This window comes from Stenotrophomonas pictorum JCM 9942 (genome assembly GCF_001431585.1).
Taxonomy (GTDB): Bacteria; Pseudomonadota; Gammaproteobacteria; order Xanthomonadales; family Xanthomonadaceae; genus Stenotrophomonas; species Stenotrophomonas pictorum.
The window spans coordinates 18581-44802 of sequence record NZ_LLXS01000043.1 but is presented as its reverse complement, the minus strand read 5'-3'; the positions used below and the strand labels follow the sequence as shown (position 1 = coordinate 44802).

Below are 26222 nucleotides of genomic sequence, written 5' to 3'. Positions count from 1 at the left end.
TCATGGATATCGCCTCCGGTCGGAGGCGGGGGGAAAACGCAGCCTTGGCTGCGGTTGTTGTCGATCGGCAACCGCACCGTCTGTGCACCACGTGGCAGCGTGAACGGTGCAGCCGTTGAAACAGCGTCCGGATCAGAAGTCCCAGCGGGCGGCGACGCTCATCGGCACCGAAATCCGCTTGGCATCGTTGTTGATGCTGCCCAGGCCGAGCCCACCGATATCGGCGTCATCACCGCTGAGCTTGTCGACGTAGCGAACGCCGGCCTGCGCGGTAAAGCTGAAGGTCTCGCCGACCGGAATGATCACGCCCACATCCAGACCACCGGACGCGGACCAGGTCTTCTTGGTGAAGCGTGCATCCGGAATGGAAATGGCGGCATCCGGAATATCGAACGAGGCGTTGATGGCGTCGGTATGCGTCGCGCCGATGCGGGCGGCAAGGAAAGGACGCGCAGCGCCCGGCTGCATGAAGAAACGGCGGTAGCCGAACTCGGCGCCGTAGCTCTTGTAGGCGCTGAAACGGCCGTACACCGGCAGCTCTGTGTCCAGCGCCGGCACGAAGGCGCCGCCCACCTGCACGCGACCGGGCGAGGCATAGCTGTAACGCACCTGTCCGAACAGCTCGGCGCTGTCGCTCAAGCCATAGCCCATTTCCAGGCCGTAGGTGTCGGCCAGGCCATAGATGCGGTCATGGCTGCGCGACTGGATACGCAGCTCGGCACTGACCCCTGCCAGCGCAGGGTTGAGGGGTCCGAGGTCGGGCACGGGCGCGGTGGCACCGCCGTGCACGTCGCCGCTGGTCGGCATGTCAACGCCACCGAAGGCGGAAAAACTCCACTTGCCGGCTTCTACGCCGGACGCGTGGGCAGTAACGGATGCAGCCAGACCGGCAGCGAGAACGACAAAGGCAGCAGACTTCATTGGGGCTCTCCAGGCTGAAAGGGAAGTGCACAGGGTCATGCGTCTTCCAATACGCAGCACGCACACGCTTGGATGCACGCCAATCGCGATCGAAGCCGGAAAATCCATCGGATAGAAGTTGCGGGGTTGGCGTTGACGCGGCGTACACACGCGATAGCCCCAGAATCCACCGCGGTGATCGGTGAAATACGCAGTGCGGTGGCGCCTGCGGCCTACAGCTAGGCCCCCCGCCTGTTCGGCGGTGTCGGTGATGGCCATCCGGTGGGCCGCCGCAAGGCGTCTCGGCGGCGTGCCCGGGGTATGTGGCTGGAAGACGCCGATACCCGCCCCGTCATCCAGGCGCGGAACTCAGCGGCGCTGGAACAGGTAGTGCGAGACCATCCACTCCTGGCCGTCGGTATGCCCGAACAGCTCGGCGCAGGCCATCCAGAACATCCGCCAGCGCTGGAACCACAGCCCGGCGGCCTCGCCATAGGTCTGGCGCAGGATCGTCATCACCGCTTCGCGGTTGGCATCCTGGTGTTCCAGCCACTGGTTGGCGGTGCGCTCGTAGTGGGTGCCCTCGACCAGCCACTGCTGCTTGATCGTCAGTGCGTCCTGGAAGTGCAGCAGGGTATCGGCCGCCGGCATCAGCCCGCCGGTGAAGAAGTGGCGGCCCATCCAGTTGTCCGAACCGGCGGTCTCGAACGGGTAGAGCAGGGTGCGGTGCACGAAGATGTGCACGAACAGCTGGCCACCCGGGCGCAGCCAGCTGCCGATGCGGCCGAGCAGGGTGTCGTAGTTGCGCATGTGCTCGAACATCTCCACCGAGACGCAGCGGTCATAGGCGGCCTCGGGCAAGGCCAGGTGGTTCACGTCGCGGGTGAGTACCTGCACGTTGTGCAGGCCACGCTCCTGGCAACGCGCCTCGATGAAGGCGCGCTGGCCGTTGGAGTTGGACACCGCGGTGATGCGTGCGTTCGGGTAGTGCTCGGCCATCCACAGGGTCAGCGAGCCCCAGCCGCAGCCCAACTCGAGGATGTCCTGGCCATCGGCCAGCCCGGCGCGCTCGCAGTACAGCGCCAGCATCGCTTCCTCGGCCTGGGCCAGGGTCTCGTCGCCATTGGGGTAGTAGCAGCACGAATACTTCAGCCGCGGCCCCAGGCAGTGGGTGAAGAAGGCCGGCGGCAGCTCGTAGTGCTGGCTGTTGGCCGCCTCGGTCTCGATCGCCAGCGGGCTCTGGCGCAGCTCCTCCAGTCGCTGGCGCTGGCGCAGCGACTGCGCCTCCACGCCGCCTTCCAGTTCTTCGCTCAGCCGCTGCTCGCACAGCCGGCGGATGCCGGCGCGTACCAGCGCATCGGGCAGCAGGCCACGTTCGGCCAGGCCGAGCAGGCCGGGGGCCGCCCGGTCGGGCGAGAGTTCATTGCGGTCCAGGGTGGTGGTGGTCATGGCGCGGTCCTCGGCAATACGGTCAGGGTTTGGGGAACCAGGGGAAGAACATCGGCGTGCGCCGCTGGTACTCCCGGTAGTCATCGCCCCGCGTGCGCAGGGCCTGTTGTTCGGTGAACGGGATGCCGCTGATGAAGCGCAGGAACAGGTACATCAGGACCGGGCCGAGCAGGCCGAGCCAGACCAGCGGTCCGCCGAGCGCGGCCACGGCCCAGGCGCACCAGTGCAGCCATTCGAAGAAGTAGTTCGGGTGGCGCGAGTAGCGCCACAGGCCACGGTCACAAGTGCGGCCGCGGTTGGCCGGATTGGCGCGGAAACGGGCCAGCTGGGCATCGGCCAGTGATTCGCCCAGTACCGAGAAAAGCCACAGCGCAGCGGCGCCGGCCAGCTGCAGCGGTGACGGGTCCGGGTGGGCGACCACGGCGGCCAGCGGCAGCGAGAACAGCACCACCAGCAGAGCCTGGAACTGGAAGAAGGCCAGGAACTTGCGCTGGTCGCCGTGCCAGTACTGGCGCAGGGCCAGGTAACGGCCGTCCTCGGCTTCGCTGCGCACACGCCGCCACAGGTGCCAGGCTAGGCGCAGGCCCCAGGCAGCGGCCAGGCCACCGACCAGGGCGCGCGCGGTCAAGGCGCCGCTGCCGCTCAACGCCAGCCACAGCGCCGAGCAGGCCAGGCCGAAGGCCCACAGCACATCGACGATGCCGGCATTGCTGCGCCGGCGCTGCCATTGCCAGCCCAGCAGCATCAGCACGACGGCAAAGGCCCAGATCAACAACAGTTGCATGCCAAGGTTCATCGGGTCGGTTCTCCGGGTTGATCAGGTGCCAGGCCACGTGCGGCCAGCACTGCCAGCAATGGCATCGCCAGCGCCCAGCCGGCGGCCAGCGCGAGCAGGCCGTGCCAGCCGGGCTCGCTGAACTGCACCGCCTGCCAGCCACGGGCCGCGCCCAGGTAGGCCAGCGGGCCGCCGATCGCGCCCAGCAGCGCGGCCAGCCACAGCCGCCGGTGCAGGTAGCCCAGCAGCGGCACGATCACCAGCGCGAAGGCCAGCCACAGCGCCAGGATCCAGGCCGGCGAGCCGGCCCATGGCCAGGGCGCGGCATAGGTCAGCAGGCCGCTGCCGGTCCACAGGTTTTCCAGCACCAGGCCGATGGCCAGCGCCGCCAGCACCAGCCGGGTCTCCAGCGCACGCTGCGGCGAGACCGCCAGCCGCCACAGCGCGAACAGCACCGCGCACAGCACGCCCGGCCACCAGAGCCCGTGCCCGGCGCCGATCACCGCGGCAAACCAGGTGGCCTGGTAGACCAGCAGGATGGCCAGGTTGTTCATGCCGGCTCCACCACGCCCGGGCGCCAGCCCGGCTTGGCCATCACCAGGTGCGACACGCCGATCGAGCGCTCGCGGAAGCCGCCCTCGCAGTAGGCCAGGTAGAACTCCCACAGCCGGATGAAACGCTCGTCAAAGCCCTGCGCGCGCACCGCCGGCAGCTGGGCCAGGAAGCGCTCGCGCCAGGCCTGCAGGGTGCGCGCATAGGACAGGCCGAAATCCTCCAGCGCGATCAGCGCCAGGTCGCTGCTGCGGGTCTTGGAGGCCAGCATCGCGTTGACTGAAGGAATGAAGCAGCCCGGGAACACGTGGCGCTTGATGAAGTCCACCGACTTCAGCGCCTGCTCGTAGCGGTGGTCCTCGATGGTGATCGCCTGCACCAGGGCCAGGCCGTCGGGCTTGAGCAGGCGGCCGATCTGGCCGAAGTAGCTGTCCTGGAAATCGGCGCCGACCGCCTCGATCATCTCGATCGAGACCAGCTTGTCGTACTGGCCGGTGAGGTCGCGGTAGTCCGACTGCAGCAGGGTGATGCGCCCACCCAGCCCGGCCTCGGCGATGCGCTGGGCGGCCAGGTCGTGCTGTTCGCGCGAGATGGTGGTGGTGGTGACCCGGCAGCCGTAGTGGCGTGCCGCATGCAGGGCAAAGCCGCCCCAGCCGGTGCCGATCTCCAGCACATGGTCATCCGGCCCGAGGGCGAGCTTGCGGCAGATCAGGTCCAGCTTGCGGGTCGAGGCCGCTTCCAGGGTGTCCTCGGCGCCTTCCCAGCAGGCCGAGGAGTACATCAGGTCCGGCGACAGGAACAGGCCGAAGAACGCGTTGCCCAGGTCGTAGTGGGCGGCGATGTTGCGCCGGCTGCCTTCCCGGGTATTGCGCCGCAGCGCATGCAGGGCCTTCATCGCCAGCCCGCCCAGGCGCGCGCTGCCGGTTTCCATGCCGTCGAGCAGGTCGCGGTTGCGCACCAGCAGCTGGATCAGCCCGACCAGGTCGCTGCACTGCCACAGCCCGTCCATGTAGAGGGTCGGCAGGGATTCGTGTAAAAACGGGCCGAAAGTGAGCTAACTGCCTGTCGCAGCTGGCTTTATTGGCCGCTCCAGAAAATCGAGGGTTGGGCAGCACTCTCCCGCCGGCACTTGGGCGCACCGCGCTATTTTCTGTTCGAGATCCCTCTCCAGCTGTCGCAGCTCGCGGATTCGTAGACGGACATCGACGAGCTTTCGCTCGGTCAGCTGACGGGTCTGCTCGCAAGAACCTTCGCCTGTGATCTCTAGCAGGCCAGCGATCTCGTCGAGGCTGAATCCCATCATCTGAGCGCGCCGGATGAACTGAAGCCGATTGACATCGTTTTCGTCGTAACGACGCACGCCTCCTATGGGTCGCTCGGGTTGACGCAGCAGCCTACGCCGCTGGTAGTAGCGCACGGTTTCGACGTGCACATCGGCCGCCGCCGCCAGCCGGCTGATCGTAAACGTGTTCGGACGCACGGCTTGACTCCGTACCTAGGTACAGAGGCTAGTATGCTCTGATGCAAACAACCCCGGCCAAATCGTCTGTTCCAGCCATCGTTGGCGCGAGCATCGCCGCCATTGGCGCATCGGTCTGCTGCGTCGTGCCGCTGGTGCTGGTCCTGCTGGGCATCAGTGGCGCCTGGATCGGCACCCTGACAGCTCTCGATCCCTTGAGGCCCTGGTTCAGCGCCGCCGCCGTACTGTCCTTGGCCGTGGCGTTTTGGATGCTGTATCGACCGGCGGCACGGTGCGGTGTGGATGGCAGTTGCATCGCCCCGGACGCTCTGCGACGCAGGCGACGTTGGCTCTGGTTGGCGACAGCCCTCATCGTCCTGTTGCTGCTGTTTCCCTATTACATCGTCTGGATTCTGTAGGAGGCGCGATGCACAAGTGGATACTGGCCCTGGTGGCTGCTCTGTCGGTCGGTGCCGCTCTTGCGACGCCCGCAACCGTAGTGATGCTCGATGCTGAGAACATGACCTGTCCCGCCTGCGGCATCACCATCAGGAAGGCGCTGGAGAAGGTGCCGGGCGTGGCCGATGTGAAGGTGGACACCCGGGCTGAAACAGTCACGGTGACGTTCGAATCGAGCCAGACGGATGCAGCCGGAATCGCGCGTGCAGTCACGGAAGCAGGCTTCCCGGCCAAGGTGCGGACTGGCGGTGAGTGACGTCAAGCTGGAAAGCATCTTGACCTGCCCGGAGTGCGGCCATCGGGCGACCGAGACAATGCCCATCACAGCGTGTCAATTCTTCTATGAGTGCACGGGCTGTGGAGCGGTTTTGCGTCCGCATCAAGGCGACTGCTGTGTGTTCTGCTCGTTCGGAACAGTGCCATGTCCACCGATCCAACAGAACAATCCCTGTTGTGGTTGAACCGCGGACTCCGATAATAGTTGGACAGACAGGCTGCGAGATCGACTGTGCCACCCTGGAAAGCGCGCCGCTCAACCAGCGGTGTGCATGCGAAGTGGTCGACATCCTCCGTCTGCACGAGTCGATCCGGGGTGCCTTTCCGGAGTTCACGACTGATCCCGCCGTACACGCGCACTTATTTTCACCCTATGCCTTGTTCGTTGATCGGCCCGCGTTGGAGGCCATGGGACGAGTCGCGGCGGCGGTCTTCGACGTCGCAGGAAACCCGGGATATAGCCAACGGGTCCTGCAATGGGCCCCTGACATTGCAACCCATGATCCGGGTTCGGCGGGGGGCGTCCTGGGTCTGGACTTTCACCTGACGGTCGATGGCCCGCGGCTGATCGAGGTCAACACCAATCCAGGCGGTCTGCTCCTCAATGCCTTGTTGCTCGATGCCGTGCGGTCTTGCGCGCCGCCAGCATGGGCCACCTGGACCAACGCGGCCCAAGCGCGTGATGCGGCCGTCACGGCCTGGATGGAGGATGCTCGGCAGCAATCCGGGCGCACGCCGTCGCGCCTGGCCATCGTGGACAGCACTCCGCGAGCGCAGTTCCTTTACCCCGAGTTTGTGCTGTACGCGAACGCGTTTCGGGACCATGGCGTGGACTGCGTGATCAGCGCTCCCGAGGATTTGTCGTTTGGTTCGGACGGGCTTGAGGATGCCCACGGTCGAATCGACACTGTCTACAACCGGTTGACCGATTTCGCGCTCGAGGATGCCTCGCATGCAGACATTCGTGAGGCTTACCTGGCAGGGGACGTCGCGCTGATGCCGCATCCCCGAGCACACGCGCTGTTTGCCGACAAGCGCAACCTTGCGGTGCTCGGGGACCCGGCTCTGCTCGGCGGGTTCGGGGTCGATGCGGGTTCGACGGCACTGCTGGGCCAGGTGATCCCGCCCACGGTCGAACTCGTGCCCGCGAACCGGGATGCGTTGTGGGCAGTGCGCAACGGATATTTCTTCAAGCCTGCAGCAGGGTTTGGCAGCCGTGGGAGTTATCGGGGCGACAAGTTGACCCGGCGGACTTGGGCGTCTATGGCGTCGGCGACCTACATCGCACAGGCCTTCGCGCCACCGAGCATGCGGATCGTGCATGGGGGCCAGTCCCTCAAGGCGGATGTGCGCTGCTTCGCGTCCGAGGCGGGTGTCCTGTTGTTCGCGGCCAGGCTGTACCAGGGCCAGACCACGAACATGCGCACCCCCGGTGGTGGATTCGCAGCGGTGCTCACGTCGTCACGGATCGAGGAGTGATTCCCCACCGGAGCCGACCCTTGGGGCGTGTCGTGGCTACAGCCAGGCGAGTGCCGATTCAGCCAGTTCGCGCTCCTCATCGATCGCGACGTTCCATATGCTCGGCCCGCCCCCGCGGTCGATCCGCGTGGCTCCAGCATCGTTGACGTCAGGTGCCAGCGCCAGGCCGAGCCAGGCCAGTCGCGCGACGATGCGAGCCCGCAAAACCGGCGCGCGATGGCCGATGCCGCCGGAAAAGACGACATGGTCGAGACCGCCAATTGCCGTGGCCATGGCCGCGATGGACTGCGCAATCCGGACTGCAAAGAGCTCCACGGCAAGCTGGGCCTGCGGGCCGGGATCCGTCAGCAACACGCGCATGTCGCCATGGCCGGCGATTCCGGCAAGGCCTGCACTGCGGTACAGGCCGTTTTCAAGCGCCTGCGCATCCAGGCGTTCATGCCTCAGCAGATACAGCAACGCGCCGGGATCGAGATCTCCGGAGCGGGTAGGGCTCGGGATTCCACCCAGCGGAGTGAGCGCCATGGTGGTGTCGCGGCTGCGGCCGCCCTCGACGGCGCAGACGCTGCAGCCACCCCCCAGATGCGCGAAGACAGCGCGGCCCTTCAGGATTCCAGCGTCGTGGCTGGCCACTATGCGGAGCGCGGAGGCAAAGGCGAGTCCATGGAAACCGTAGCGGCGGATGCCCAGCGCATCCCATGCTTCAGGGACAGGCAAGCGCCGGCTCCAGGGCGCGAGCGACGCGTGGAAGTCGGTGTCGAAGGCCACGCCTTGGCGCGCGTGCGGCCAACGCATGCGCGCGGCACGCGCGAAAGCGAGGGCTACCGGCTGGTGCAAGGGTGCGAACGGCACCAATGCATCCAGTTTCGCGAGCACGGTTTCGTCGAGCTCGCGGGCGTCGTGAAGGTCACCGCCATGTACGATTCGGTGCACCACCACGTCGGGGCTGGGCCACGGCTCCGACAATGCCTCGAGCAGGGTGGCAAGGCGCTCCTGCGCATCCACGCCGACTGGAATTTCGGCCCGGGAGCGCTCGAGCAGACGAGACTGCGCGCCGTGTCCCTCAGTGTTGAACAGATAGGACGCGCCCTTGAGGGTGGACGAGCCAACGTTGAGTGCAAGAAGCCGGCGCGTGGTCACAGGTGTCCCCGAATCATGTTCATGGGGACCGCACCGCCCGGCGCAACAACTGCGCATTGATTGCCACAACGACGGTGCTCAGCGACATGAGCACTGCCCCAAGCGCAGGTTGCAGCAGGATCCCCCATGCGGCGAGAACGCCAGCGGCGAGAGGGATGGCGACGATGTTGTAGCCGGCGGCCCACCACAGGTTCTGGATCATCTTGCGATAGGTGGCCTTGCTCAATTCGATGATCGCAGGCACGTCGCGCGGGTCGCTGCGCACGAGTACGACGTCGCCGGCCTCGACCGCGACGTCCGTCCCTGTGCCGATGGCGATGCCGACGTCGGACGTGAGCAGCGCCGGAGCGTCATTGACACCGTCACCCACCATCGCGACGCGCTTGCCCTGGGCCTGCAGCTCCTCGATCTTTGCCACCTTGTCCTCGGGCAATACCTCGGCGAAGACGGTGTCGATGTTGAGTTCCTTCGCGACCGCGTTTGCGACCGCCGTGGAATCACCCGTCAGCAGGACAACCTCCAGTCCTTCGTCGTGCAGCCGCTTGACCGCGTCGAACGATTCGGGACGGATGGCATCCGCGATCGCAAATACGGCGAGCACCCGGTCGCCTTCCACCAGGTAGGTTGCAGATTGACCATCGGCTGCCGCTGATTCGGCAGCCCGCCGAAGCGTCTCCGGCGGTTCGACCGCGAGCATTCTCAACAGACCCGGCCCGCCAACGTGAAGCGAGCGCTCCTCGACGACTGCGCGCACGCCGCGTCCCGGCATGGACTCGAAGTCCTGCGACATCGGAACGTCGATGCCATGTTCCTTGGCGCTGGTCATCAGCGCCTGCGCGATCGGATGTTCAGCGTCGCGCTGGACCGACGCGGCCACGCGAAGCACCTCGTCGTCGGTGAGTCCATCGGCGGCAGTGGTCTTCACGACGCGGTGCGAACCGAGCGTGAGCGTGCCTGTCTTGTCGAACACGACCGTGTTCAGCAAACGGGCCTCTTCCAGGCCGCGTCGATCGCGCACGAGCAGGCCGTTCCGTGCGCCAATCGTGGTCGAGATGGCGGTCACCAGCGGGATGGCCAAACCCAGCGCATGGGGACAGGCGATCACGAGCACGGTCACTACGCGCTCGATCGTGAAGCTCCACGGTCGACCGAGGAGTGGCCAGACAATGGCGGTAACCGCGGCGGAGACGATGGCGATGATCGTGAGGTAGAACGCCGCCCGGTCCGCCAGGGCCTGGGCGCGCGAGCGCGACGTCTGGGCCTGCTCGACGAGCCGCATGATACCCGCGAGCGCGGTCTCGTCGCCGGTTCCCGTCACCTCGACACGCAACGAGCCCTGTCCGTTGACGGTGCCGGCGATCACCCGGTCGCCCGTCGACTTGTCCATCGGCTTGGACTCGCCGGTGATCATCGCTTCGTTGACGGCGCTGGTCCCTTCCTTCACGACGCCGTCGGCGGGAATGCTCGCGCCGGGCCTGATGAGCAGCAGGTCGCCGCGCTTCAGTTCCGCGACAGGGACTTCCTTCGCGGTACCGGCCTCATCCAACCGCACCGCCATATCAGGCAGCAGCTTCGCGAGTTCCTTGAGAGCGCCCTGTGCCTGGTTGATCGAACGCATCTCGATCCAGTGGCCGAGCAACATGATCGCCACCAGCGTCGCCAGCTCCCACCACAGGTCCAAGCCCTCGACAACGCCGAGCGTGACCAACGCGCTGTAAAGGAAGGCGACGGTGATCGCAAGCGAGATCAGCGTCATCATGCCCGGCAGGCGATTTCTCAGCTCGTGGTATCCGCCGCGGAGGAACGGCGAGCCGCCGTAGAAGTACACGATCGTGCCGAACACCGCCGGGATGTACGCCGACCCCGGGAACTGTGGTGCGGTGTAGTCGAACCAATGCTGGATCATCCCGCTCCAGATCAGAGTGGGGATGGTCAGCAGCAGCGTGAGCCAGAACTTGTCGCGGAAGCTCGCCACGCTGTGGCCGGCATGCTTGTCGTGCCCGGCATGGACGTCACCTTCAGCACCCGTGCGGGGATGCGGCGGTTGCTCGCCGTGCGCCTGATGATCTTGATGATGATGATTGTGTTGCGTCATGGGTCTGCCTTCCTGGATGCACTGATGCGCCGGGCACCAGCGGGGAGATAGATCAGTGTTCTGTTACAAGTGTCCCGATCTGGCGATGGCCATCACCAGCCGCAGTGAGAGCAATCCCGCAGCAGCGAAAGCCACCATAGCCAGGAAAGGCATGTGACCGAACACTTGCGGGCCGTCGGAATGCAGGCTCAACAGCGCACCGCTTACGTACAGGCCCAAGGTGACCAGGGCCAACGCCAGCCGGTTGCCCGTGCGCGCGATTGCCTCCTGCGTGGAACTCAGGCCATGGTGGTGTACGGAGAAGGCGGGTCGTCCGTCGCTCAGTTGCGCCTGCCGCAACAGGTCGGTGGCGATCTGTGGCAGTTGGCGCGCAGTGCGGGCCAGCCGCATGGCAAGCGGCCTGTTGCCGCTGGGGCGGCTGGCTTCGGCAATGTCGGCGATCGCGGCCGCCTGCGCGGACAGCGTCCCCAGCAGGTCCAGATTCGGATCCAGCGCCCGCAGCGTGTTCTCGACCAGGAACAGCGTCCGGATCAGGGACAGCAGGTGGGCCGGAAGCCGGAAGCCAGCGCCCTGCCCAATGCGTGCCACGCGCCAGATTGCCTCGGCAATGGACCACTGCGCCAGCGGACGGCTGGCCATCTCGGCCAGGATCAGGTGGATCTCGCGCACATGCGAGCGGCGGTCGACCTGCGACGGGAAGAAGCCCATGGCGATCGCTGCATCCAGCACGCCCTCGGCGTCGTCGGCCGCAATGGCCTCGACCATGCCGCCGAGCGCGAGCCGGGATGCAGGGTCGAGCACGCCGATCGATCCAAAGTCATGCAGGCACAGGCGACCGTCGTCAAAGAAGAACAGATTCCCCGGGTGCGGGTCGGCATGGAAGACGCCGGCGCCGAAGAGCTGATGCACGTAGGCACCGAGCAGCGCCCTTGCCAGTGCGGGAGCGGCCGCTGTGCCGTACGCGGCCTCCAGACGGGTCCCGTGGCTTCGATCCTGCACAAGCACGTTGCGGGTGGCATACGGCTCGACGACGTGCGGCTGGGTGATGCCGGGCAGGGCATCCAGCACCTTGGCCATGCGCCGCATGTTCTGCGCCTCGTGACGCATGTCGATCTCGTCACGCAGGAATGCGCCTAGTTCGTCCACCAGTTCGAGCGGCCGGTGGCGTTTCAGTGGCGGCCAGATCCACTGGGCGACGCGCATCGTGCGCCGCAGGAGCAGCAGATCCGCCTGCACCTGGGCATGGATCCCGGGGCGGGTGATCTTGACGACCACATCGCGACCATCATGCATGCGCGCTGGATGGATCTGGGCCACTGAAGCCGCGGCCAGGGGCTTGTCATCGAAGCTGGCGAAAAGTTCGCCGACCGGCGCGCCAAACGCCTGTTCGACGATACGCATGGCCTCCTCCGCCGGGAAGGGGGGCACATCGCTGTGCAATCGCGACAGCGCCTCGCGATAGGGCGCCGGCAGCAGGTCCCAGCGCAGGCTCAAGCCCTGGCCCAGCTTGACGAAGGTGGTGCCCAACCCCACCAGTGTGGTGCTGACGTATGCCGGAAGCAGGTCGGGTGCACGTCGGCGCAGGCGCAGCACGGCGACGCCGAGCTTGAGTCCCGCCCAGGCAATCTGGCCTCCGCGCCGCACCGTGCCCGCCATCAACGCGCGCTCCCGGTTGGACAACTCATGGCGTCGACCCACTTGCAGGACGCAGGATCGTGGCCGGATCGCCCCGACCATCCACTGCCGCCAGCTCCGCTTCCGACAACAGGCCGCCCCGGGACTGGCCGAGGACGCCCGCGGCCGCATCGACCACGTGCGCCCAGGTGCTGCGGTTGGCGAACAGCAGTCCCGGCACGTCCAGCGTGCCGCCGCGGTTGACGAAGCCGAGCGCCGCGGTCGTGGCCGGGCCAGTGTCGAGCCGGCGCAGCGCGCCCAGGAAGGGCTCGGGCCGCGTATGCGTGACGAATATGCGCGGCCGTTCCGCCGGGAACAGTGCATGGACCTCGCTGTCGGAGTGCACGTACCGCGCCTCGTCCGGATCGCGCGGCGTGCGGAACCGGCCGGGCTCGCCGAGATAGACGATCGCGGCCGACACGCCACGTTCAACGAGGCGCACCTGCGCGTGGCGCACTTCCTGCAATTGGTAAGCACCGGTGGCGACCAGCAGGATCGCCGCTGTCGCCGGGTTGCCGGCCAGGCACAGCGCACCTTGGGTGGCCAGCGCCTGCGCCTGCGTCGGTGTCAGCTCGTGCGGCACCGGTCGCTTGGGGACGACCAGGGTGGTGACCGTGCCGCGTTGCGCGTAGGCGTGGGCGAGGGCCGCGGCGGCGCCGTTGGCGTCCGGGGGAAACACCACGCGCGATATGTCGGCCATTTCGCCCAGGAGCGCCTCGGCCATGGTCGGATCCTGATGGGACTGCTCGTTCTTCGCGTTCTCCCACGTGTGCGAGGTCAGCACGAGAGGCACGCCCAGCCAGCCGGGCGGTCGCCCCGCCTGTGCCTGGTGACGCGCGAAGATCAATTCCTGGCGCACGGCGCCAAGCATCTTCGGTGCGAACGCCTCGTAGGTGACCACCAGGTTCAGCCCGCCCTTGTTGCCGAGCGCGGCGCATACCACGGCTTCCTCATTAAGCGCGGTGATGACCGCGCCAGTGGTCGATTCCGCGACACCGGGCTCGGGCTCGTGCACCCGGTGCTTCATTGCGTCCAGGGTGCGATCGAGCTTGTTGCTGCGCAGCTCGTCAGGATTGCCCACGCGCACGCGCAGCCCCGGGTTCGCTTCGGCGATGGCGACGAACTGCTCGTCGAGCGCGGTCATCGGCGAGCTCTCGCCGCCGGCGCCGCGGTCGGCGATCGCCGGGACGCGGGGCGGTTCCACCTGGCGATCGGCCAGCGCATGGTCGCGCTCGCGCACGCGCTGCTGGAGGTCGTGGCTGTTGAGTGCGGCAACAGCCTCCTCGAGCTCGGACGCGGCCACGAACAGCGCCGCGGCGCCTTGATTGAAGAGCGCGCGTGCCTCGGCCTCCTTCGACGGATTCCCGGGCAGGGGCAGGTTGTGCGAGGCGTTGGTCCCGGCGCCGGGGAATCCGAAGCCCTTCACGGTTTCGGCAATGCCATAGGGCAGCCGCACGTCGGCATCGGGAACGGCGGCGCCCGCTTGCAGGCGCGACTCCATCACATGGATACCCCACGCGATGCTGGCCGGATCGCGCCCGTCCAGCGCGATCGGATCAAAGCCGTTCAATCGCAGGTGCCGGTCCAGCCACCGCTCGCCGCCCTGCTGGGCGATCTGGCTGCGCTGTTCGATGCGCCGCCCGTTGAGGATGATGATCGGGCTGACCAGCCCGCTGTCCTCGGCACGCCACCAGCGCGGCGCCCAGTCGCTGCCGCGCTGTTCCTCGAACGCACCGTCGCTGAGGAACGCCACCAGGCGTTCGTCCTTGAGCGGTGCATGCACGTACTGCAGTTCGGCAAAGCCGAGATAGCCGCCTTCCATCACGCCCCCGGCGGTGTGCGCATTGACGTGGGAGCCCAGGGGCGACGCCGGTGTTCCGTCCGGATTGAGGGTGTAGGCATAGAAGTCGCCGACGAACCGGCTCAGCCCCGCGTCGGAGCGGTCGTAACGTTCGGCGTGCCGGGCGGTCATGTTGCCAACCAGCACGTTCAGCGCGTCGATGGCGGCCACGCAGTGCCCCTGGCCCATCATCCATGCGCGGGTGACGCCATCCAGGGCGTCCATCAGCAGGTAGCCGGCGTAGGCCGGCACCATGTTGAGGGACCCGCCAGTGTGGCCTTCGGGCGTGGCCTTGAAGTCATCGGCCTCGAGGGCCGCGCCGTCGGTGCGGACCCGCTGGCTGTAGGTCATGTGGGCCACCAGCCACATGCCGGCGCTGGTGACGCGATCGGCCGCGGCGAGCCGCTGCCAGGCGGTGCCGGCATCGGGCGTGCGGCCCAGGGCCACCAGCTCGTGCACCATCTGGCGGACCCGGAGCTGGGTGAGCGGGTCATGTCGGATCACGCCGTAGCCGGCCGCCCAATGGTCAAACGCGGGATCGGCCCGCCGGTGGGCGTCGGCGAGTTCAAGGGTCCGCTGGCGCTCGGCGGCCGACAGCTGGTCGGCGGTGCAGCAGTTGAGATGCAGGTTCATGGGTCCTCCGGGGAGTCGGCCGAAGCGGACATCAGGGTCGATGCCGCGTCAGCGAGGTCCGCGCCGAGCGCGATCGCGTTCGACGGGTGGGCAATGGTGTCGGTACTGACGATGCGGGCCAGACCTGCTTCCTGCAGGCGGGCATAGGCATCGCCGGCGAACACCGGATGGATGGCGACCAGCAGTGGCGGCGGCAACGACAACCGGCGCAGGTGTGCGAGGGTCTCCAGGATGGTGTGGCCGGACGACACGATGTCGTCGATCAGGACCGGGGTCCGGCCCGCCACGGCCTGCGGGTCGGGCAGGCTGACGCGCACGTCGTAGTCGCCGTGCCGCTCCTTGGCCAGCACCTGGTAGGGCATGCCGGACAGGGCGGCGATGTCCGCTACCCACTGCTCGCTCTCGCTGTCAGGGCCGATCAGCACAGCGTCGGGGACGGTCTCAGCGATCCAGCGGGCCACGGCCGGCGTCGCCGATACGTGGACCGTCGGAATGCGGTAGAGCGACTGCAGGCGCTCGACGCGGTGCAGGTGCGGGTCCACGGTCACCAGCCAGTCGAAAGCCTCTTCGAGGAATTGCGCAAACAGCGGTGTACTGACCGCCTCGCCGCGATGGAAGCGGGTGTCCTGGCGCATATACCCCAGGTAGGGTGCGATGAGGCCGACCGAACGAGCCCCGAACTCGCGCGCGGTCCGGGCGGCGAAGCGCAGCGGGAGGGCCAGGGCATCGGCGTTGCGCAGGCTGGCCAGGATCGCCACATCGGCGCCGTCCAGTGCGTCGTCCAGGGTGACCAGCGACTCGCCATCGGGGAAGTGCCGCCAGGCCACGGGTGCAATGCGCGCCTGCAGGGGCTGGTTGATGGTGCCGGCCAACACTGCATCGGCCGGGAAGGGCATCAGCACACGGGTCATGGAACCTCTCCAAGCACAAAGGGTTGCAGCGTCGCGGCGTGCTCCAGGGCGTAGGCCAGTTCTCCCGGCGACTCCGCATGCAGGGTCATCATGGGCTGTCCGCGCTCGACCGTATCGCCGATCCGCAGACCGGTTTCGAGGCCGGCGGTGGGGGATGTCGGGGCGCCGGCCAGCTTGGCCAGTTTGGCCAGCCTGCGGTTGTCGATCGCCGCGATGCGGCCCGATGCAGGCGCCGGGACGTCGGCGGTGAACGCCGCCCGTGGCGGTTCGCGGAAGCCTCCCTGGGCCTCGCAGATCGCCAGGAACTTGGCCAGCGCCGCCCCGGAATCCAGCACGCCGCGCGCGCGCTCCAGTCCGGTGCCGGCGTTGCTGCCCGCTGCCATGTCCAGCAGCGCCGCGGACAGCGCAAGTGCGCGTTCGCGAAGGTCGGCGGGTGCATCGGCCGCGTTGCGCAGCACCTTGAGCACGTCGTGCGCCTCGAGCGCCGGGCCGATTCCCCGACCCACCGGCTGGGTGCCGTCGGAGCGATGGATGCCCAACTGCAATCCCAGCGCGCCCGCGGTGTGGGCAAGCCGCGTGCCGAGGCTGTGGGCCGCGGCCTCACCTCGCACCTTGGCCGTCGGACCCACCGGCATGTCGATCAGGACGTGGGTGGAGCCCGCGGCTATCTTCTTCGACAGCACGCTGGCGACCAGTTGGCCGTCGCTGTCGAAATCCAGCGGGCGCTGGACCCGGATCAGGATGTCGTCGGCCGGGCTCAGGCGCACGTTGCCACCCCACACGATGCAGCCGCCCTCGCGCTCCACCACCCGGCGCATCGCCGCCAGGTCGAGCGCCACCGGCGCCATCACTTCCATGGTGTCGGCGGTGCCCGCGGGCGACGTGATCGCGCGCGACGAGGTCTTCGGGATGCGGTAGCCCAGCGCAGCCACGATGGCCACCACGATCGGGGTGGTGCGATTGCCCGGCAGGCCACCTACGCAGTGTTTGTCCAGCACCGGCCCTTCGCCCCAGTCCAGGCGCTGGCCCACGGAGATCATGGCTCGCGTCAGCGCGGTCGTCTCCGCATGGTCCAGGCGGTCACCCGCGCTGGCAGTGACGAAAGCTGCAAGCTCCAGGTCCGACAACCTGCTTTCCATCACGTCCTGCACCAGGGCGAAGTACTGCGCGTCGTCCAACCGGGCGCCGAACACCTTGGCACGGAGCGCGCCCGCCGACGCCGCGGGTTCCGCGTGCCTGACGCCGGCGAGGGCGTCGGGCGCGGGATCGAGGAGCGTCCACGCGGCCTCCGACAACGCCACCTCGTCCAGGCCGAGCCGATCGTCGATGACCACGTTCAGCGTCGCCACCAGCGTGCGGGCGTCCACGTCCAGCCTGACGCGCGTCATCGCGGCAAAGCCTTCCGAGCGACAGACCTCGCAGTCGCGGTGCATATAGACCACCGGCTGCTGGTAGGTGTCGATGCCGGCACGGGTGACGCGCAGGCGGGTGTGGCCCGGGGCCTGCGTGGTCATCTCGCATCCTCCAATCCGACTTGCTCCAGGTGCCCCGGCACGCGCGCACGCCAGCCCAGTTCACGCTGCACGCGCCCGCGCAGCGTGTCTGCAGCGTCGGGCTCGCCGTGGGTGAGGTAGACCATGCGCGGCGCGGACGGCGCGGTGCGCATCCAGTCCAGCAGCTCCCCGGCGTCGGCGTGGCCGGAGAAGCCCTCCAGCTGCACCACCTCGGCGCGGATGGGGACCTCGCGGCCGAACATGCGCAACGTGCGCTTGCCTGCCGCCAGCGCGGCACCGCGTGTTCCTCCGGCCTGGTAGCCCGCGAGCAGGATCGCGTTGCGGTCATCGGGGCCGAACGCCTCGATGTGGTGCAGCACGCGCCCGCCGGTGATCATGCCGCTGGCCGAGATGATGATCATCGGCCCGCGCTGGCGGTTGAGTGCCTTCGACTCTTCTACAGTGTTGACGAAGGTGGCCACGTCGAACATCCGCTGGCAGTCCTCGTCGGACACGTGGTGCTCGGAGTGGTGGTCGTGGTAGTGCCGGGTCGCGTTGATCGCCATCGGGCTGTTGAGGTAGACCGGCACGCGAGGGATGTCCTTGCGCTCACGCAGCCGGGCGATATGCAGCATGAGCGCCTGGGCGCGGCCGATGGCAAAGGCGGGAATGACGATCACGCCCCCGCGGGCGGCAACGCGGCGGATGATCGGTGCCAGCTCGGCTTCTTGGTCGATCGGAATGTGTTCCCGATTGCCATATGTGGATTCGCAGACCAGGACGTCACAGGCGGGCAGGGGCGTCGGCGGATTCATCAGCGACTCCTGCTGCCGTCCCAGGTCGCCACTGAAGTGCAGGCGCTGGCCCTGGACGTCAAGGCTGACATGGGCAGCGCCCAGGATGTGGCCGGCAGGATGGAAGCGGATCGTGACGCCTGATGCGACCTCGATGTCGCGACCATAGTCATGCCCCTTGAGCTGCTTCAGGCTGCGGCGGGCGTCATCCTCGGTATAAAGCGGCCGTGGTTCCTTGTGCTTGGAGTACCCCTTGCGGGCCGCGTACTTGGCCTCCTCTTCGAGCAGGTGTCCGCTGTCGGGAAGCAGCAGGCCGCACAGGGCCACGCTGCCATGGGTGCAGTGGATCCGGCCGCGGAACCCTTGTTTGACCAGTGCGGGCAAGTAGCCCGAATGGTCCAGGTGGGCGTGGGTCAGGACCACCGCGTCGATTGATGACGCCTCGACGGGAAACGGAGCCCAGTTGCGCTCGCGCAATTGCTTGTAGCCCTGGAACAGGCCGCAGTCCACGAGCACGCGCTGACCGTTGGCCTCGACCAGGTAGCGCGAGCCGGTCACGGTGCCCGCGGCACCGAGGAATTGCAGGGTGGGGTTGGAAGACGCTGTCATGGTGTGGCTCCTGTCCTGGAAGGGAAGTGATTGCGGAGGGCATGGCGAGGGCCGAGGCGCATCTGCATCGCCCGCGCGCCTGTCAGGGGCGGATCAGCTCCACTGTGTCGTTGACCTTGGGGCTCCCGGAGATCACTTCAGCCTCCGCGTAGTGGCTGTCGAACAGTTCGACGATGCGCACTTGGCCAACGTTCTCGCGGCGGTAGCGTGGACCGCCGGCCCGCGAATGCCGGATACGGCGCTTGTGCCGGATCACGTCCAGCACCTGCCCGACCTGGGCACCGTCGGCCTGCCCGACACAGACCACAAGCGTTCCGTCCTGCTTTTCCAGCACCTGGCCGCGCATCAACACGTTGTGGCGGAACCCACCCTCGTTCGCGGAGACGACCCCCGGCAATGCGAACGCGAGCGCGAGGGCCAGTGCGGCGACCCAATGGCTGCGATTGGTACCTCGGGGTCTGGAATGGGCGACGTGTGTGACCGTATTCATGGTGTGGACTCCTTAGATGGGCTGCGAGGGGTGGCGGCATCCGCCAGTGGAAGGCGTTTGAGCAGCAACGCGTTGAGGGCGACGATCACCGAACTGCCCGACATCGACAGCGCGGCGATTTCTGGCGACAGCACGAACGGATAGAGCACACCGGCCGCCAGCGGAAAGGCCAGCACGTTGTAGCCCACGGCCCAGCCCAGATTCTGATGCATCTTGCGCAGAGTGGCGTGGGCGATGGTGGTCGCGCGAACGACGTCATAAGGGTCGCTGTGCATGAGCACGATGTCGGCACTCTCGATGGCGACGTCGGTGCCGGCGCCGATCGCGAACCCAACGTCGGCTTGGGTGAGCGCCGGTGCGTCGTTGATGCCGTCGCCCACCATGCCGACCTTGAGGCCCTGCGACTGCAGCTTGATGACCTCATCGGCCTTGCCGCCCGGCAGCACGTCGGCCAGCACGATGTCGATTCCCAGGTCCTGTGCCACGCGCTCGGCCGTGGGGCGGTTGTCGCCGGTGATCATCGCCACCTTGATGTTGCGCCGGTGCAATTCGTCGATGGCCGCGCGCGAGGTCTCCCGGATCGCGTCGGCAATCGCGAAGAAGCCTGCGAGCCGGTCACCCACCCCGGCATAGATCACCGTGCGACCGGCACCGGTGAGGCGCGCAGCCTCCGCTTCCAATACCGAGAGGTCGATGCCGTGCTCGACCATCAGGATCCGGTTGCCCAGCACCACCTGCACCCCGTCAACCACGCCGGTAGCGCCCTGGCCATCGATGTTGGTGAACGCGGTAGCGCGCTCGGCTACCGGACCGGCACGCTTCAGGATGGCCTGCGCCAGCGGGTGCTCGGAGTGCGCCTCGACCGCGGCGGCCGCGGCCAGCAACCGCTCCTGCGTCCAGCCCGGCGCGACCGCCATGTCGACCACCTCGGGGGCGCCGACCGTCAGGGTGCCGGTCTTGTCGAAGATCACCACGTCCAGGCGTGCGCTCTTCTCAATCGATTCGGCATGCTTGAAGAGGATGCCGTGTCGTGCCCCCAGGCCAGTGCCGATCATGATCGCCATCGGCGTGGCCAAACCGAGTGCATCGGGGCAGGCGATGACGAAGACGGTGATCGTCAGCGTGAGCGCGAACAGCAGCGGCTGTCCCAGCCACCAGAACCAGACCGCGAAGGTCAGCAGCCCGATCACGATCGCAGCCAGCACCAGCCATTGCGAGGCGCGGTCGGCGAGCAGCTGCGCGGGCGCCTTGGAGTTCTGCGCGGTCTGGACCAGCTTGATGATCTGCGCCAGTGCCGTGTCGCTGCCGATCTTGGTGGCGGTGTAGGCGAATGCGCCGCTCTTGTTGATCGATCCGCCGACGACGGACTCTCCGGGATCCTTGCGCACCGGCATCGACTCGCCGGTCAGCATGGATTCGTCGACCTGAGAGCTGCCTTCCGTCACGATGCCATCGACCGGGATCTTCGCCCCGGGCCGCACGATCACGGTCTCGCCGACCAGCACTTCAGCGGTGGGAATGTCGAGCTCCTGCCCCTCGCGCCGGACGACCGCGCGGGGTGGGGACAGCTTCAGCAGCGCTTTCATGGCGTCCGAGGCGCCGGCGCGAGCCCGCATCTCGAGCCAGTGGCCAAGCAGGACGAAGGTCAGCAGGACGGCCGAGGCCTCGTAGAAGTTCGGCCCGTCGAAGAAGAACGTCGACGCGATGCTGAAACCGTAACCTGTGCCCACGCTCAGGAGCACCAGGACCGCCATGTCCAGCACACCCCGTCGCAGGGACCGGATCGCGGCGCTGAAGAATGGCCAGCCCGGATACAGCACGGCGCCGGTCGCCAGCAGGAACAACCAGACGTTCTCGCGCAGTCCGAACGGCACCGGCGGCGGCTCTATCAGCCCGCCCATGGGCGACCACACGAATACCGGGATCGCGAAGGCGAGGGCGACCAGGAAGCGGCGGCCCATGTCGCGCGCCGCGGCGTGCAGATCGCTGCCGTGGTTCATGCCCGCATGGGCGTCGTGGCCCCCGGCATCCGTGGCGTCATCGCCGTGGCCGGCGTGGGCGTCAGCGGGGCGCTCTGCGGCCAATTCCTGTCCGTGCCCGGCATGCGCAGCATGGGCGTGCGCGCCTGCGGCGGGGTCGGCATCGGGCATCGGCGCGTTGCATTGGAAGCCGCAGTCGCGGATCGCGGTGGCGACCGCGCCCGCCGACAGGCGGGCCGGGTCGTAGGACACCTGCAGGGTCGCGGTAGCGAAATTCGCGCTGGTGGCGTTGACTCCAGGCAGCGCGGCCACGGCCTTCTCCAGCGTGCGCGCGCAGCCGGCACTCACCATGTCGCCGATGGGCCAGGTGCGCGTGCGCACAGTGGGTTTGTGGACGTGCGTCATCGGGTTTCTCCTTGGGATGGAGCGGGGCCGCGCCGGCGTCGCGGGATGAAGGCCGGCACTTCCTGCATGTAGCGGACGTAGTCGTCGCCGAAGCGGCTCAAGCAGTCTTTTTCCTCACGACGCGCCAGGCGGGCATAGGCCCACACGAGCACTGGATAGCTGGCGAGCGTGAGCAGCGTGGGCCACTGCAGCAGGAAACCGGTCAGCACGAGCAGGAAGGCGACGTACTGCGGGTGACGCATGCGCGCATACACGCCCTCGCGGGCGAGCCGGCCTTCACGCTGTGCCCGATACAGCACCGGCCAGGCGGCCGACAGCAGCCAGAAGCCGCCGCCGATCAGGACGAAGCTTGCGATGTGGAATGGGCCGAAATGCGGGTTGGCGCGCCAGCCGAACCACATCTCGAGCAGATGGCCCGCGTCATGGCTCAGCCAGTCCACCTGCGGATAGTTGGCGCTGAGCCAGCCGCCCAGGACGTACAGCGTCAGCGGGAAGCCATACATTTCCGCGAACAGGGCCACGACGAAGGCGGAGAACATACCGAACCCACGCCAGTCCCAACGGGTCAGCGGTTTGTAGAAGCTCCAGGCGAAGAAGATGAAGAACGCGGCGTTGATGGCGGCGAGGAGCCAAAGACCGTAGCCGGAGTCGGGTGCCTGCATGTCAGTGCCCTCCGTTCGAGGTGTCGGACGTTTCGTCGTTCAGTGCCCGCTTGCTACGGCTCTCATGCTGGCCATGGGGTGTGTCGTCGGCATTGCCGTCGCGCCCATGACTTCCGGAACCTCCATGACCGCCATGCCCCTTGTGCATGAACACATGCATCAAGGGACATAGCAGCAGGATGGCCAGGGGCAACCAGCGAAGCGTCCCCCCAAGGTGGGCGCGGTGCTCGACGGCGAGATAGAACACGGCCAGCGCCAGGAAGATCCAGAAGACCCAGCGTCGGGAGCCTGAGGGGGCAGGACTGGAGGCTGTCATGGCAAATTCTCCTCTGTGGGGCGGCGTCCAAGAAGTCGCCGGGGGGTGGACTTGACGAACCCGCCGCCTTCAGCAGCGGCAACAGATTCGATCAATGCGCAGACGTCATCGCCAGTCGGAATGGAGTCCGGAAGCTCCGCCCAGGCGTGGATGGCACGCTCCATTCGTCCGTGCATGGCGAGCAGCCTGTCCAGTTGTTGGCGGGTGTCGTCGAGCCTGCGCCGAATGATGTCCCGCACAAGCGGACAGGGACTATGTCGCAGCAGGCTGTGGTGGATGATTTCCTCGATTTCCCCCAGCGTGAAGCCAAGGTGTTGCGCCGTGCGAATGAAGTGCAGGCGAAGGAGCTCCGAGGTGGAGAACAACTGGTAGCCGCCCTCGGTATGCGTGGCCGCTTGCAACAGACCGCGCCGCAGGTAGTTGCGCACCACATGCACCGTGACATCGCCCTGCCGTGCCAGCTGGCGGACCGTCATCAGCGGCAGCGTCACTTCTTCCTTGGTCGTCATCGGCTTGCTCCCGGCGAGGTGTTGATCAGGCTAGACCTGTGTCTCGCACACAGGTCAACCGGCCTTGCGGTGGGCGAAGCCAGTAACGCGCGAATTGGCCGTGGACGGACGGATGTTCGCGGCCACAGTTGCATGAGCCGTCGGTCCCTGCCTGCGTTGAACGGCCCCATCACTACTTCTCCTTGGGTAGTGCGGAGGAGGGGTGCGGCTTCCTGGCCAGCTGCCGCTGCTTGATCAGCGAGTACAGCGCCGGGATCACGACCAGGGTGAGGATGGTCGAAGACACCATGCCACCTACCATCGGCGCAGCGATTCGGCGCATGACTTCCGAGCCAGTACCGCTGCTCCACATGATGGGCAGCAGGCCCGCCATGATCGCGACCACGGTCATCATCTTCGGGCGCACGCGGTCGACCGCGCCTTCGATGATGGCCTCGCGCAGGTCCCGTGAATCCAGTGCCCGGCCTTCGGCCTGCCTCTGCGCGGCACGCGCTTCAAGTGCGTGGTCGAGGTAGATCAGCATCACCACGCCGGTTTCCGCGGCGACGCCGGCCAGCGCGATGAAGCCCACGATCACCGCGACGCTGGTGTTGTAGTCGAGCATCCACATCAGCCAGATGCCACCGACCAGTGCGAAGGGCACCGACAGCATCACGATCAGCGACTCGGTGACACGGCGGAAGTTGAGGTACAGCAGCAGGAAAATCAGCGCCAGCGTCACCGGAACGACGACACGCATCTTCTCCGCGGCACGTTGCATGTATTCGTACTGTCCACTCCAGGTCACGTAGTAGCCAGGCGGGAACTGCACCTGCTCGGTGACCGCTTCCTGCGCAGCCTTCACGTAGCGGCCGAGATCGCTCTCTCGGGTGTCGACGTAGATGTACGCCGCCAGCATCGCGTTCTCGGTGCGGATGCTCGGCGCACCCTTCCTGACCTCAATCCGCGCCAGTTCGCCCAGCGGCACCTGGGCGCCGCCGGGCACCGGCACAAGGACTTGGCTGCCTATCCGGTGCGGATCGTCGCGGAGTTCGCGGGGATAGCGCACGATCGCGCTGAAGCGTTCGCGGCCCTGGAGGATGGTGGTGACGATCTCGCCGCCCAGCGCGGCGGCCACCACGTTCTGCACCTCGCCCAGGGTGACGCCGTACTGGGCCAGGCTGCCAAGGTCGGGGGTGATGTCGAGGTAGTAGGCGCCGGTCAGGCGTTCGGCGAACGCGCTGGTCGTGCCCGGCACTTCGCGCACCACGGCTTCGATCTCGGTGGCCAGCGCGTCGAGTTGCTCAAGGTCCGTGCCGAAGAGTTTGATGCCCACGGGCGTGCGGATGCCGGTGGCCAGCATGTCGGTGCGCGCCTTGATCGGCATCGTCCAGGAGTTGGCGACGCCCGGGAACTTCAGCGCCGCGTCCATCTCGGCGATGAGCTTGTCGGTGGTCATGCCGTCCCGCCATTCGTCCTCGGGCTTGAGGTTGATGACGGTCTCGAACATCTCCAGCGGTGCGGGATCGGTGGCCGTCAGGGCACGGCCCGCCTTGCCGAACACCGACTCCACTTCCGGGAAGCCCTTGATGATCCGGTCCTGCTGCTGCAGCAGCTCCGAGGCCTTGGTCACCGACATGCCCGGAAGCGACGCGGGCATGTACAGCAGCGTGCCTTCGTTGAGGGTTGGCATGAACTCGCTGCCCAGCCGCGATGCAGGCCACAGGCTTGCAAACAGGGCGGCCAACGCAAACATGATTGTGGCCATGCGATGCCGCAGAACGACGTTGATCACCGGCCGATAGGCCGCAACCAGGAACCGGTTCACCGGATTCTTGTGCTCGGGCACGATCTTGCCGCGCACGAACAGCAGCATGAGTACCGGTACCAGCGTGATCGACAACAGCGCGCCACCGGCCATCGCGAAGGTCTTGGTGAAGGCCAGCGGCTTGAACAGGCGACCTTCCTGAGCCTCCAGGGCGAACACGGGCAGGAACGAGACGGTGATGATCATCAGGCTGAAGAACAGCGCCGGCCCGACCTCGCGACAGGCATCGATGATCAGCTGGGTCCGGCTGCGGGAGCCGTCGGAGCGCTCGATGTGCTTGTGCGCGTTCTCGATCATCACGATCGCCGCGTCGACCATCACGCCAATCGAGATCGCGATGCCGCCCAGGCTCATGATGTTGGAGTTCATGCCCAGCATGCGCATCGCGATCACCGCGATCAGCACGCCGACGGGCAGCATGACGATCGCGACCAGCGCGCTGCGCGCATGGAACAGGAATACCAGGCACACCAGTGCGACGATCAGGCTCTCCTCGAGCAGCGTCGTGCGTAGCGTCTTGATCGCGCGCACGATGAGATCGGAGCGGTCGTAGACCGCCTGGACGCTGACGCCCTCGGGGAGTCCACTCGCAAGCTGGGCGATCTTGTCCTTCACCCCCCCGATCACGGCCAGGGCGTTTTCGCCGAAGCGCGCAATGACGATCCCGCCCACAACGTCGCCTTCGCCGTCCAGGTCGACGATGCCACGGCGCTCATCGGGTACCAGTTCGACCCGGGCGACGTCGCCGATCAGCACCGGTGCGCCCCCTTCGGCGCGCAGAACCAGGCTCTCGATATCCTCGATACCGCGCAGGTAGCCGCGGCCCCGCACCATGTACTCGGTCTCGGCCATCTCGATCACGCGGCCGCCGACGTCGCGGTTGCTCTCGGCGATCACCTCGGACACGCGTGAAATCGGGATGTCGAACTCGCGCAGCCGGACCGGATCGACGGTGATCGAGTACTGGCGCACGAAGCCGCCGACGCTGGCGACCTCGGCCACGCCGGGCGCGGTGGTGAGCTGGTAACGCAGGTACCAGTCCTGCATCGCGCGCAGCTCGTCCAGCGAGTGGCGGTCGCTCTGCAGCACGTACTGGTAGACCCAGCCCACGCCGGACGCGTCGGGTCCCAGTGCCGGTGCCACGCCAGCCGGCAGGTTTTTCGACGCGACGTTGAGGTTCTCGAGCACGCGCGAGCGCGCCCAGTACAGGTCCGTGCCTTCTTCGAAGATGACGTAGATGAAGGAGGCGCCGAAGAACGAGAAGCCGCGGACGTCCTTCGACTTCGGCGTCGCGAGCAGGGCGCTGGTCAGCGGATAGGTGACCTGGTCCTCGACCACCTGGGGCGCCTGCCCCGGGTACTCCGTGAACACGATCACCTGCACGTCCGACAGATCCGGTTGTGCGTCCAGCGGCGTGTTCATCAGTGCGTAGATGCCACCGGCGACAATCGCCAGCGCCATCAGCAGCACCAGGAAGACGTTGCGCACCGACCATTCAACGAGACGGCCAAGCATG

At 67.1% G+C, this 26222-nt stretch carries 22 protein-coding genes and 1 pseudogene; 4 read left to right on the top strand and 19 right to left on the bottom strand.

Annotated features, from left to right (window positions below; all coding sequences use genetic code 11):
• Window positions 1-132: 132 nt before the first annotated feature.
• The 6 genes and pseudogenes from ARC78_RS12435 to ARC78_RS12410 form a co-directional block, all read right to left on the bottom strand.
• On the bottom strand, window positions 133-921 hold the full coding sequence (locus ARC78_RS12435; RefSeq protein WP_145974338.1) for a hypothetical protein: 789 nt from the start codon (window positions 919-921) through the stop codon (window positions 133-135).
• Window positions 922-1269: 348 nt separating this feature from the next.
• The gene (locus ARC78_RS12430) at window positions 1270-2349 is read right to left on the bottom strand and encodes an SAM-dependent methyltransferase (protein ID WP_054659832.1); all 1080 of its coding nucleotides are present in this window, start codon (window positions 2347-2349) and stop codon (window positions 1270-1272) included.
• 22 nt (window positions 2350-2371) lie between these two features.
• On the bottom strand, window positions 2372-3133 hold the full coding sequence (locus tag ARC78_RS12425) for a DUF1295 domain-containing protein (RefSeq protein ID WP_241772737.1): 762 nt from the start codon (window positions 3131-3133) through the stop codon (window positions 2372-2374).
• 8 nt (window positions 3134-3141) lie between these two features.
• Complete coding sequence (locus ARC78_RS12420; protein WP_057506404.1) at window positions 3142-3678, bottom strand: DUF2878 domain-containing protein; 537 nt, start codon at window positions 3676-3678, stop codon at window positions 3142-3144.
• Window positions 3675-4688 (bottom strand): annotated as a pseudogene (locus tag ARC78_RS12415) (class I SAM-dependent methyltransferase); the annotation flags it as partial. The pseudogene ARC78_RS12415 and the gene ARC78_RS12420, both read right to left, overlap by 4 nt.
• A gap of 42 nt (window positions 4689-4730) precedes the next feature.
• A complete protein-coding gene (locus ARC78_RS12410) occupies window positions 4731-5156 on the bottom strand; it encodes a MerR family transcriptional regulator (RefSeq protein WP_017355167.1) in 426 nt (141 codons plus the stop codon).
• Between the two features lie 41 nt (window positions 5157-5197).
• On the opposite strand from ARC78_RS12410, the gene ARC78_RS12405 reads away from it, so the two are divergent.
• The 4 genes from ARC78_RS12405 to ARC78_RS12395 all read left to right on the top strand — a co-directional run bounded on the left by ARC78_RS12405 (window position 5198) and on the right by ARC78_RS12395 (window position 7349).
• The gene (locus ARC78_RS12405) at window positions 5198-5554 is read left to right on the top strand and encodes a mercuric transporter MerT family protein (RefSeq protein ID WP_017355168.1); all 357 of its coding nucleotides are present in this window, start codon (window positions 5198-5200) and stop codon (window positions 5552-5554) included.
• 8 nt (window positions 5555-5562) lie between these two features.
• Entirely contained in the window at window positions 5563-5850 is a 288-nt protein-coding gene (locus ARC78_RS12400) for a heavy-metal-associated domain-containing protein (RefSeq protein WP_017355169.1), read from the top strand.
• Complete coding sequence (locus tag ARC78_RS16970; protein ID WP_465251337.1) at window positions 5780-6055, top strand: GDCCVxC domain-containing (seleno)protein; 276 nt, start codon at window positions 5780-5782, stop codon at window positions 6053-6055. Before ARC78_RS12400 ends, ARC78_RS16970 begins: the two co-directional genes overlap by 71 nt.
• Before the next feature lie 94 nt (window positions 6056-6149).
• Window positions 6150-7349 (top strand): hypothetical protein, encoded by a 1200-nt coding sequence (locus tag ARC78_RS12395; protein ID WP_017355170.1) that lies wholly within the window; start codon window positions 6150-6152, stop codon window positions 7347-7349.
• 36 nt (window positions 7350-7385) lie between these two features.
• On the opposite strand, the gene ARC78_RS12390 is transcribed toward ARC78_RS12395, so the two are convergent.
• The 13 genes from ARC78_RS12390 to ARC78_RS12330 form a co-directional block, all read right to left on the bottom strand.
• Complete coding sequence (locus ARC78_RS12390) at window positions 7386-8489, bottom strand: acetate/propionate family kinase (RefSeq protein WP_036196077.1); 1104 nt, start codon at window positions 8487-8489, stop codon at window positions 7386-7388.
• A 19-nt stretch (window positions 8490-8508) separates the two neighbouring features.
• Entirely contained in the window at window positions 8509-10584 is a 2076-nt protein-coding gene (locus ARC78_RS12385; protein ID WP_082316348.1) for a heavy metal translocating P-type ATPase, read from the bottom strand.
• A 63-nt stretch (window positions 10585-10647) separates the two neighbouring features.
• Window positions 10648-12240 (bottom strand): ABC1 kinase family protein, encoded by a 1593-nt coding sequence (locus ARC78_RS12380; protein WP_017355174.1) that lies wholly within the window; start codon window positions 12238-12240, stop codon window positions 10648-10650.
• 25 nt (window positions 12241-12265) lie between these two features.
• A complete protein-coding gene (locus tag ARC78_RS12375; protein ID WP_017355175.1) occupies window positions 12266-14731 on the bottom strand; it encodes a phosphoketolase family protein in 2466 nt (821 codons plus the stop codon).
• Window positions 14728-15642: a ribose-phosphate diphosphokinase gene (locus tag ARC78_RS12370; protein WP_017355176.1), complete on the bottom strand. Its 915-nt coding sequence runs from the start codon at window positions 15640-15642 to the stop codon at window positions 14728-14730. Before ARC78_RS12370 ends, ARC78_RS12375 begins: the two co-directional genes overlap by 4 nt.
• Complete coding sequence (locus tag ARC78_RS12365) at window positions 15639-17156, bottom strand: thymidine phosphorylase family protein (protein WP_049404647.1); 1518 nt, start codon at window positions 17154-17156, stop codon at window positions 15639-15641. The genes ARC78_RS12370 and ARC78_RS12365 overlap by 4 nt, the downstream gene beginning before the upstream one ends.
• Window positions 17153-18538, bottom strand: coding sequence for an MBL fold metallo-hydrolase RNA specificity domain-containing protein (locus tag ARC78_RS12360; RefSeq protein ID WP_017357192.1), 1386 nt, complete (start codon window positions 18536-18538; stop codon window positions 17153-17155). Before ARC78_RS12360 ends, ARC78_RS12365 begins: the two co-directional genes overlap by 4 nt.
• Before the next feature lie 82 nt (window positions 18539-18620).
• The gene (locus ARC78_RS16660) at window positions 18621-19028 is read right to left on the bottom strand and encodes a hypothetical protein (protein WP_049436410.1); all 408 of its coding nucleotides are present in this window, start codon (window positions 19026-19028) and stop codon (window positions 18621-18623) included.
• The gene (locus ARC78_RS12350; protein ID WP_049404642.1) at window positions 19025-21412 is read right to left on the bottom strand and encodes a heavy metal translocating P-type ATPase; all 2388 of its coding nucleotides are present in this window, start codon (window positions 21410-21412) and stop codon (window positions 19025-19027) included. Before ARC78_RS12350 ends, ARC78_RS16660 begins: the two co-directional genes overlap by 4 nt.
• On the bottom strand, window positions 21409-22074 hold the full coding sequence (locus ARC78_RS12345) for a methyltransferase family protein (protein ID WP_017357195.1): 666 nt from the start codon (window positions 22072-22074) through the stop codon (window positions 21409-21411). The genes ARC78_RS12350 and ARC78_RS12345 overlap by 4 nt, the downstream gene beginning before the upstream one ends.
• A gap of 1 nt (window position 22075) precedes the next feature.
• Window positions 22076-22390 carry a DUF2933 domain-containing protein gene (locus ARC78_RS17035; RefSeq protein ID WP_065427866.1) on the bottom strand — a complete coding sequence of 105 codons (315 nt, stop codon included), beginning with the start codon at window positions 22388-22390 and terminating at the stop codon, window positions 22076-22078.
• Window positions 22387-22899 (bottom strand): MerR family transcriptional regulator, encoded by a 513-nt coding sequence (locus tag ARC78_RS12335; protein ID WP_017357196.1) that lies wholly within the window; start codon window positions 22897-22899, stop codon window positions 22387-22389. The genes ARC78_RS17035 and ARC78_RS12335 overlap by 4 nt, the downstream gene beginning before the upstream one ends.
• 172 nt (window positions 22900-23071) lie before the next feature.
• The gene (locus ARC78_RS12330; protein ID WP_049404640.1) at window positions 23072-26221 is read right to left on the bottom strand and encodes an efflux RND transporter permease subunit; all 3150 of its coding nucleotides are present in this window, start codon (window positions 26219-26221) and stop codon (window positions 23072-23074) included.
• Window position 26222 lies beyond the last annotated feature (1 nt).

Bases quoted from the DNA above. Each gene is read 5' to 3' on its own strand.
- ARC78_RS12435 (WP_145974338.1), bottom strand. From the start codon at position 921: ATGAAGTCTGCTGCCTTTGTCGTTCTCGCTGCCGGTCTGGCTGCATCC.
- ARC78_RS12430 (WP_054659832.1), bottom strand. From the start codon at position 2,349: ATGACCACCACCACCCTGGACCGCAATGAACTCTCGCCCGACCGGGCG.
- ARC78_RS12425 (WP_241772737.1), bottom strand. From the start codon at position 3,133: ATGCAACTGTTGTTGATCTGGGCCTTTGCCGTCGTGCTGATGCTGCTG.
- ARC78_RS12420 (WP_057506404.1), bottom strand. From the start codon at position 3,678: ATGAACAACCTGGCCATCCTGCTGGTCTACCAGGCCACCTGGTTTGCC.
- ARC78_RS12405 (WP_017355168.1), top strand. From the start codon at position 5,198: ATGCAAACAACCCCGGCCAAATCGTCTGTTCCAGCCATCGTTGGCGCG.
- ARC78_RS12400 (WP_017355169.1), top strand. From the start codon at position 5,563: ATGCACAAGTGGATACTGGCCCTGGTGGCTGCTCTGTCGGTCGGTGCC.
- ARC78_RS16970 (WP_465251337.1), top strand. From the start codon at position 5,780: ATGCAGCCGGAATCGCGCGTGCAGTCACGGAAGCAGGCTTCCCGGCCA.
- ARC78_RS12385 (WP_082316348.1), bottom strand. From the start codon at position 10,584: ATGACGCAACACAATCATCATCATCAAGATCATCAGGCGCACGGCGAG.
- ARC78_RS12380 (WP_017355174.1), bottom strand. From the start codon at position 12,240: ATGGCGGGCACGGTGCGGCGCGGAGGCCAGATTGCCTGGGCGGGACTC.
- ARC78_RS12375 (WP_017355175.1), bottom strand. From the start codon at position 14,731: ATGAACCTGCATCTCAACTGCTGCACCGCCGACCAGCTGTCGGCCGCC.
- ARC78_RS12370 (WP_017355176.1), bottom strand. From the start codon at position 15,642: ATGACCCGTGTGCTGATGCCCTTCCCGGCCGATGCAGTGTTGGCCGGC.
- ARC78_RS12365 (WP_049404647.1), bottom strand. From the start codon at position 17,156: ATGACCACGCAGGCCCCGGGCCACACCCGCCTGCGCGTCACCCGTGCC.
- ARC78_RS12360 (WP_017357192.1), bottom strand. From the start codon at position 18,538: ATGACAGCGTCTTCCAACCCCACCCTGCAATTCCTCGGTGCCGCGGGC.
- ARC78_RS16660 (WP_049436410.1), bottom strand. From the start codon at position 19,028: ATGAATACGGTCACACACGTCGCCCATTCCAGACCCCGAGGTACCAAT.
- ARC78_RS12350 (WP_049404642.1), bottom strand. From the start codon at position 21,412: ATGACGCACGTCCACAAACCCACTGTGCGCACGCGCACCTGGCCCATC.
- ARC78_RS12345 (WP_017357195.1), bottom strand. From the start codon at position 22,074: ATGCAGGCACCCGACTCCGGCTACGGTCTTTGGCTCCTCGCCGCCATC.
- ARC78_RS17035 (WP_065427866.1), bottom strand. From the start codon at position 22,390: ATGACAGCCTCCAGTCCTGCCCCCTCAGGCTCCCGACGCTGGGTCTTC.
- ARC78_RS12335 (WP_017357196.1), bottom strand. From the start codon at position 22,899: ATGACGACCAAGGAAGAAGTGACGCTGCCGCTGATGACGGTCCGCCAG.
- ARC78_RS12330 (WP_049404640.1), bottom strand. From the start codon at position 26,221: ATGCTTGGCCGTCTCGTTGAATGGTCGGTGCGCAACGTCTTCCTGGTG.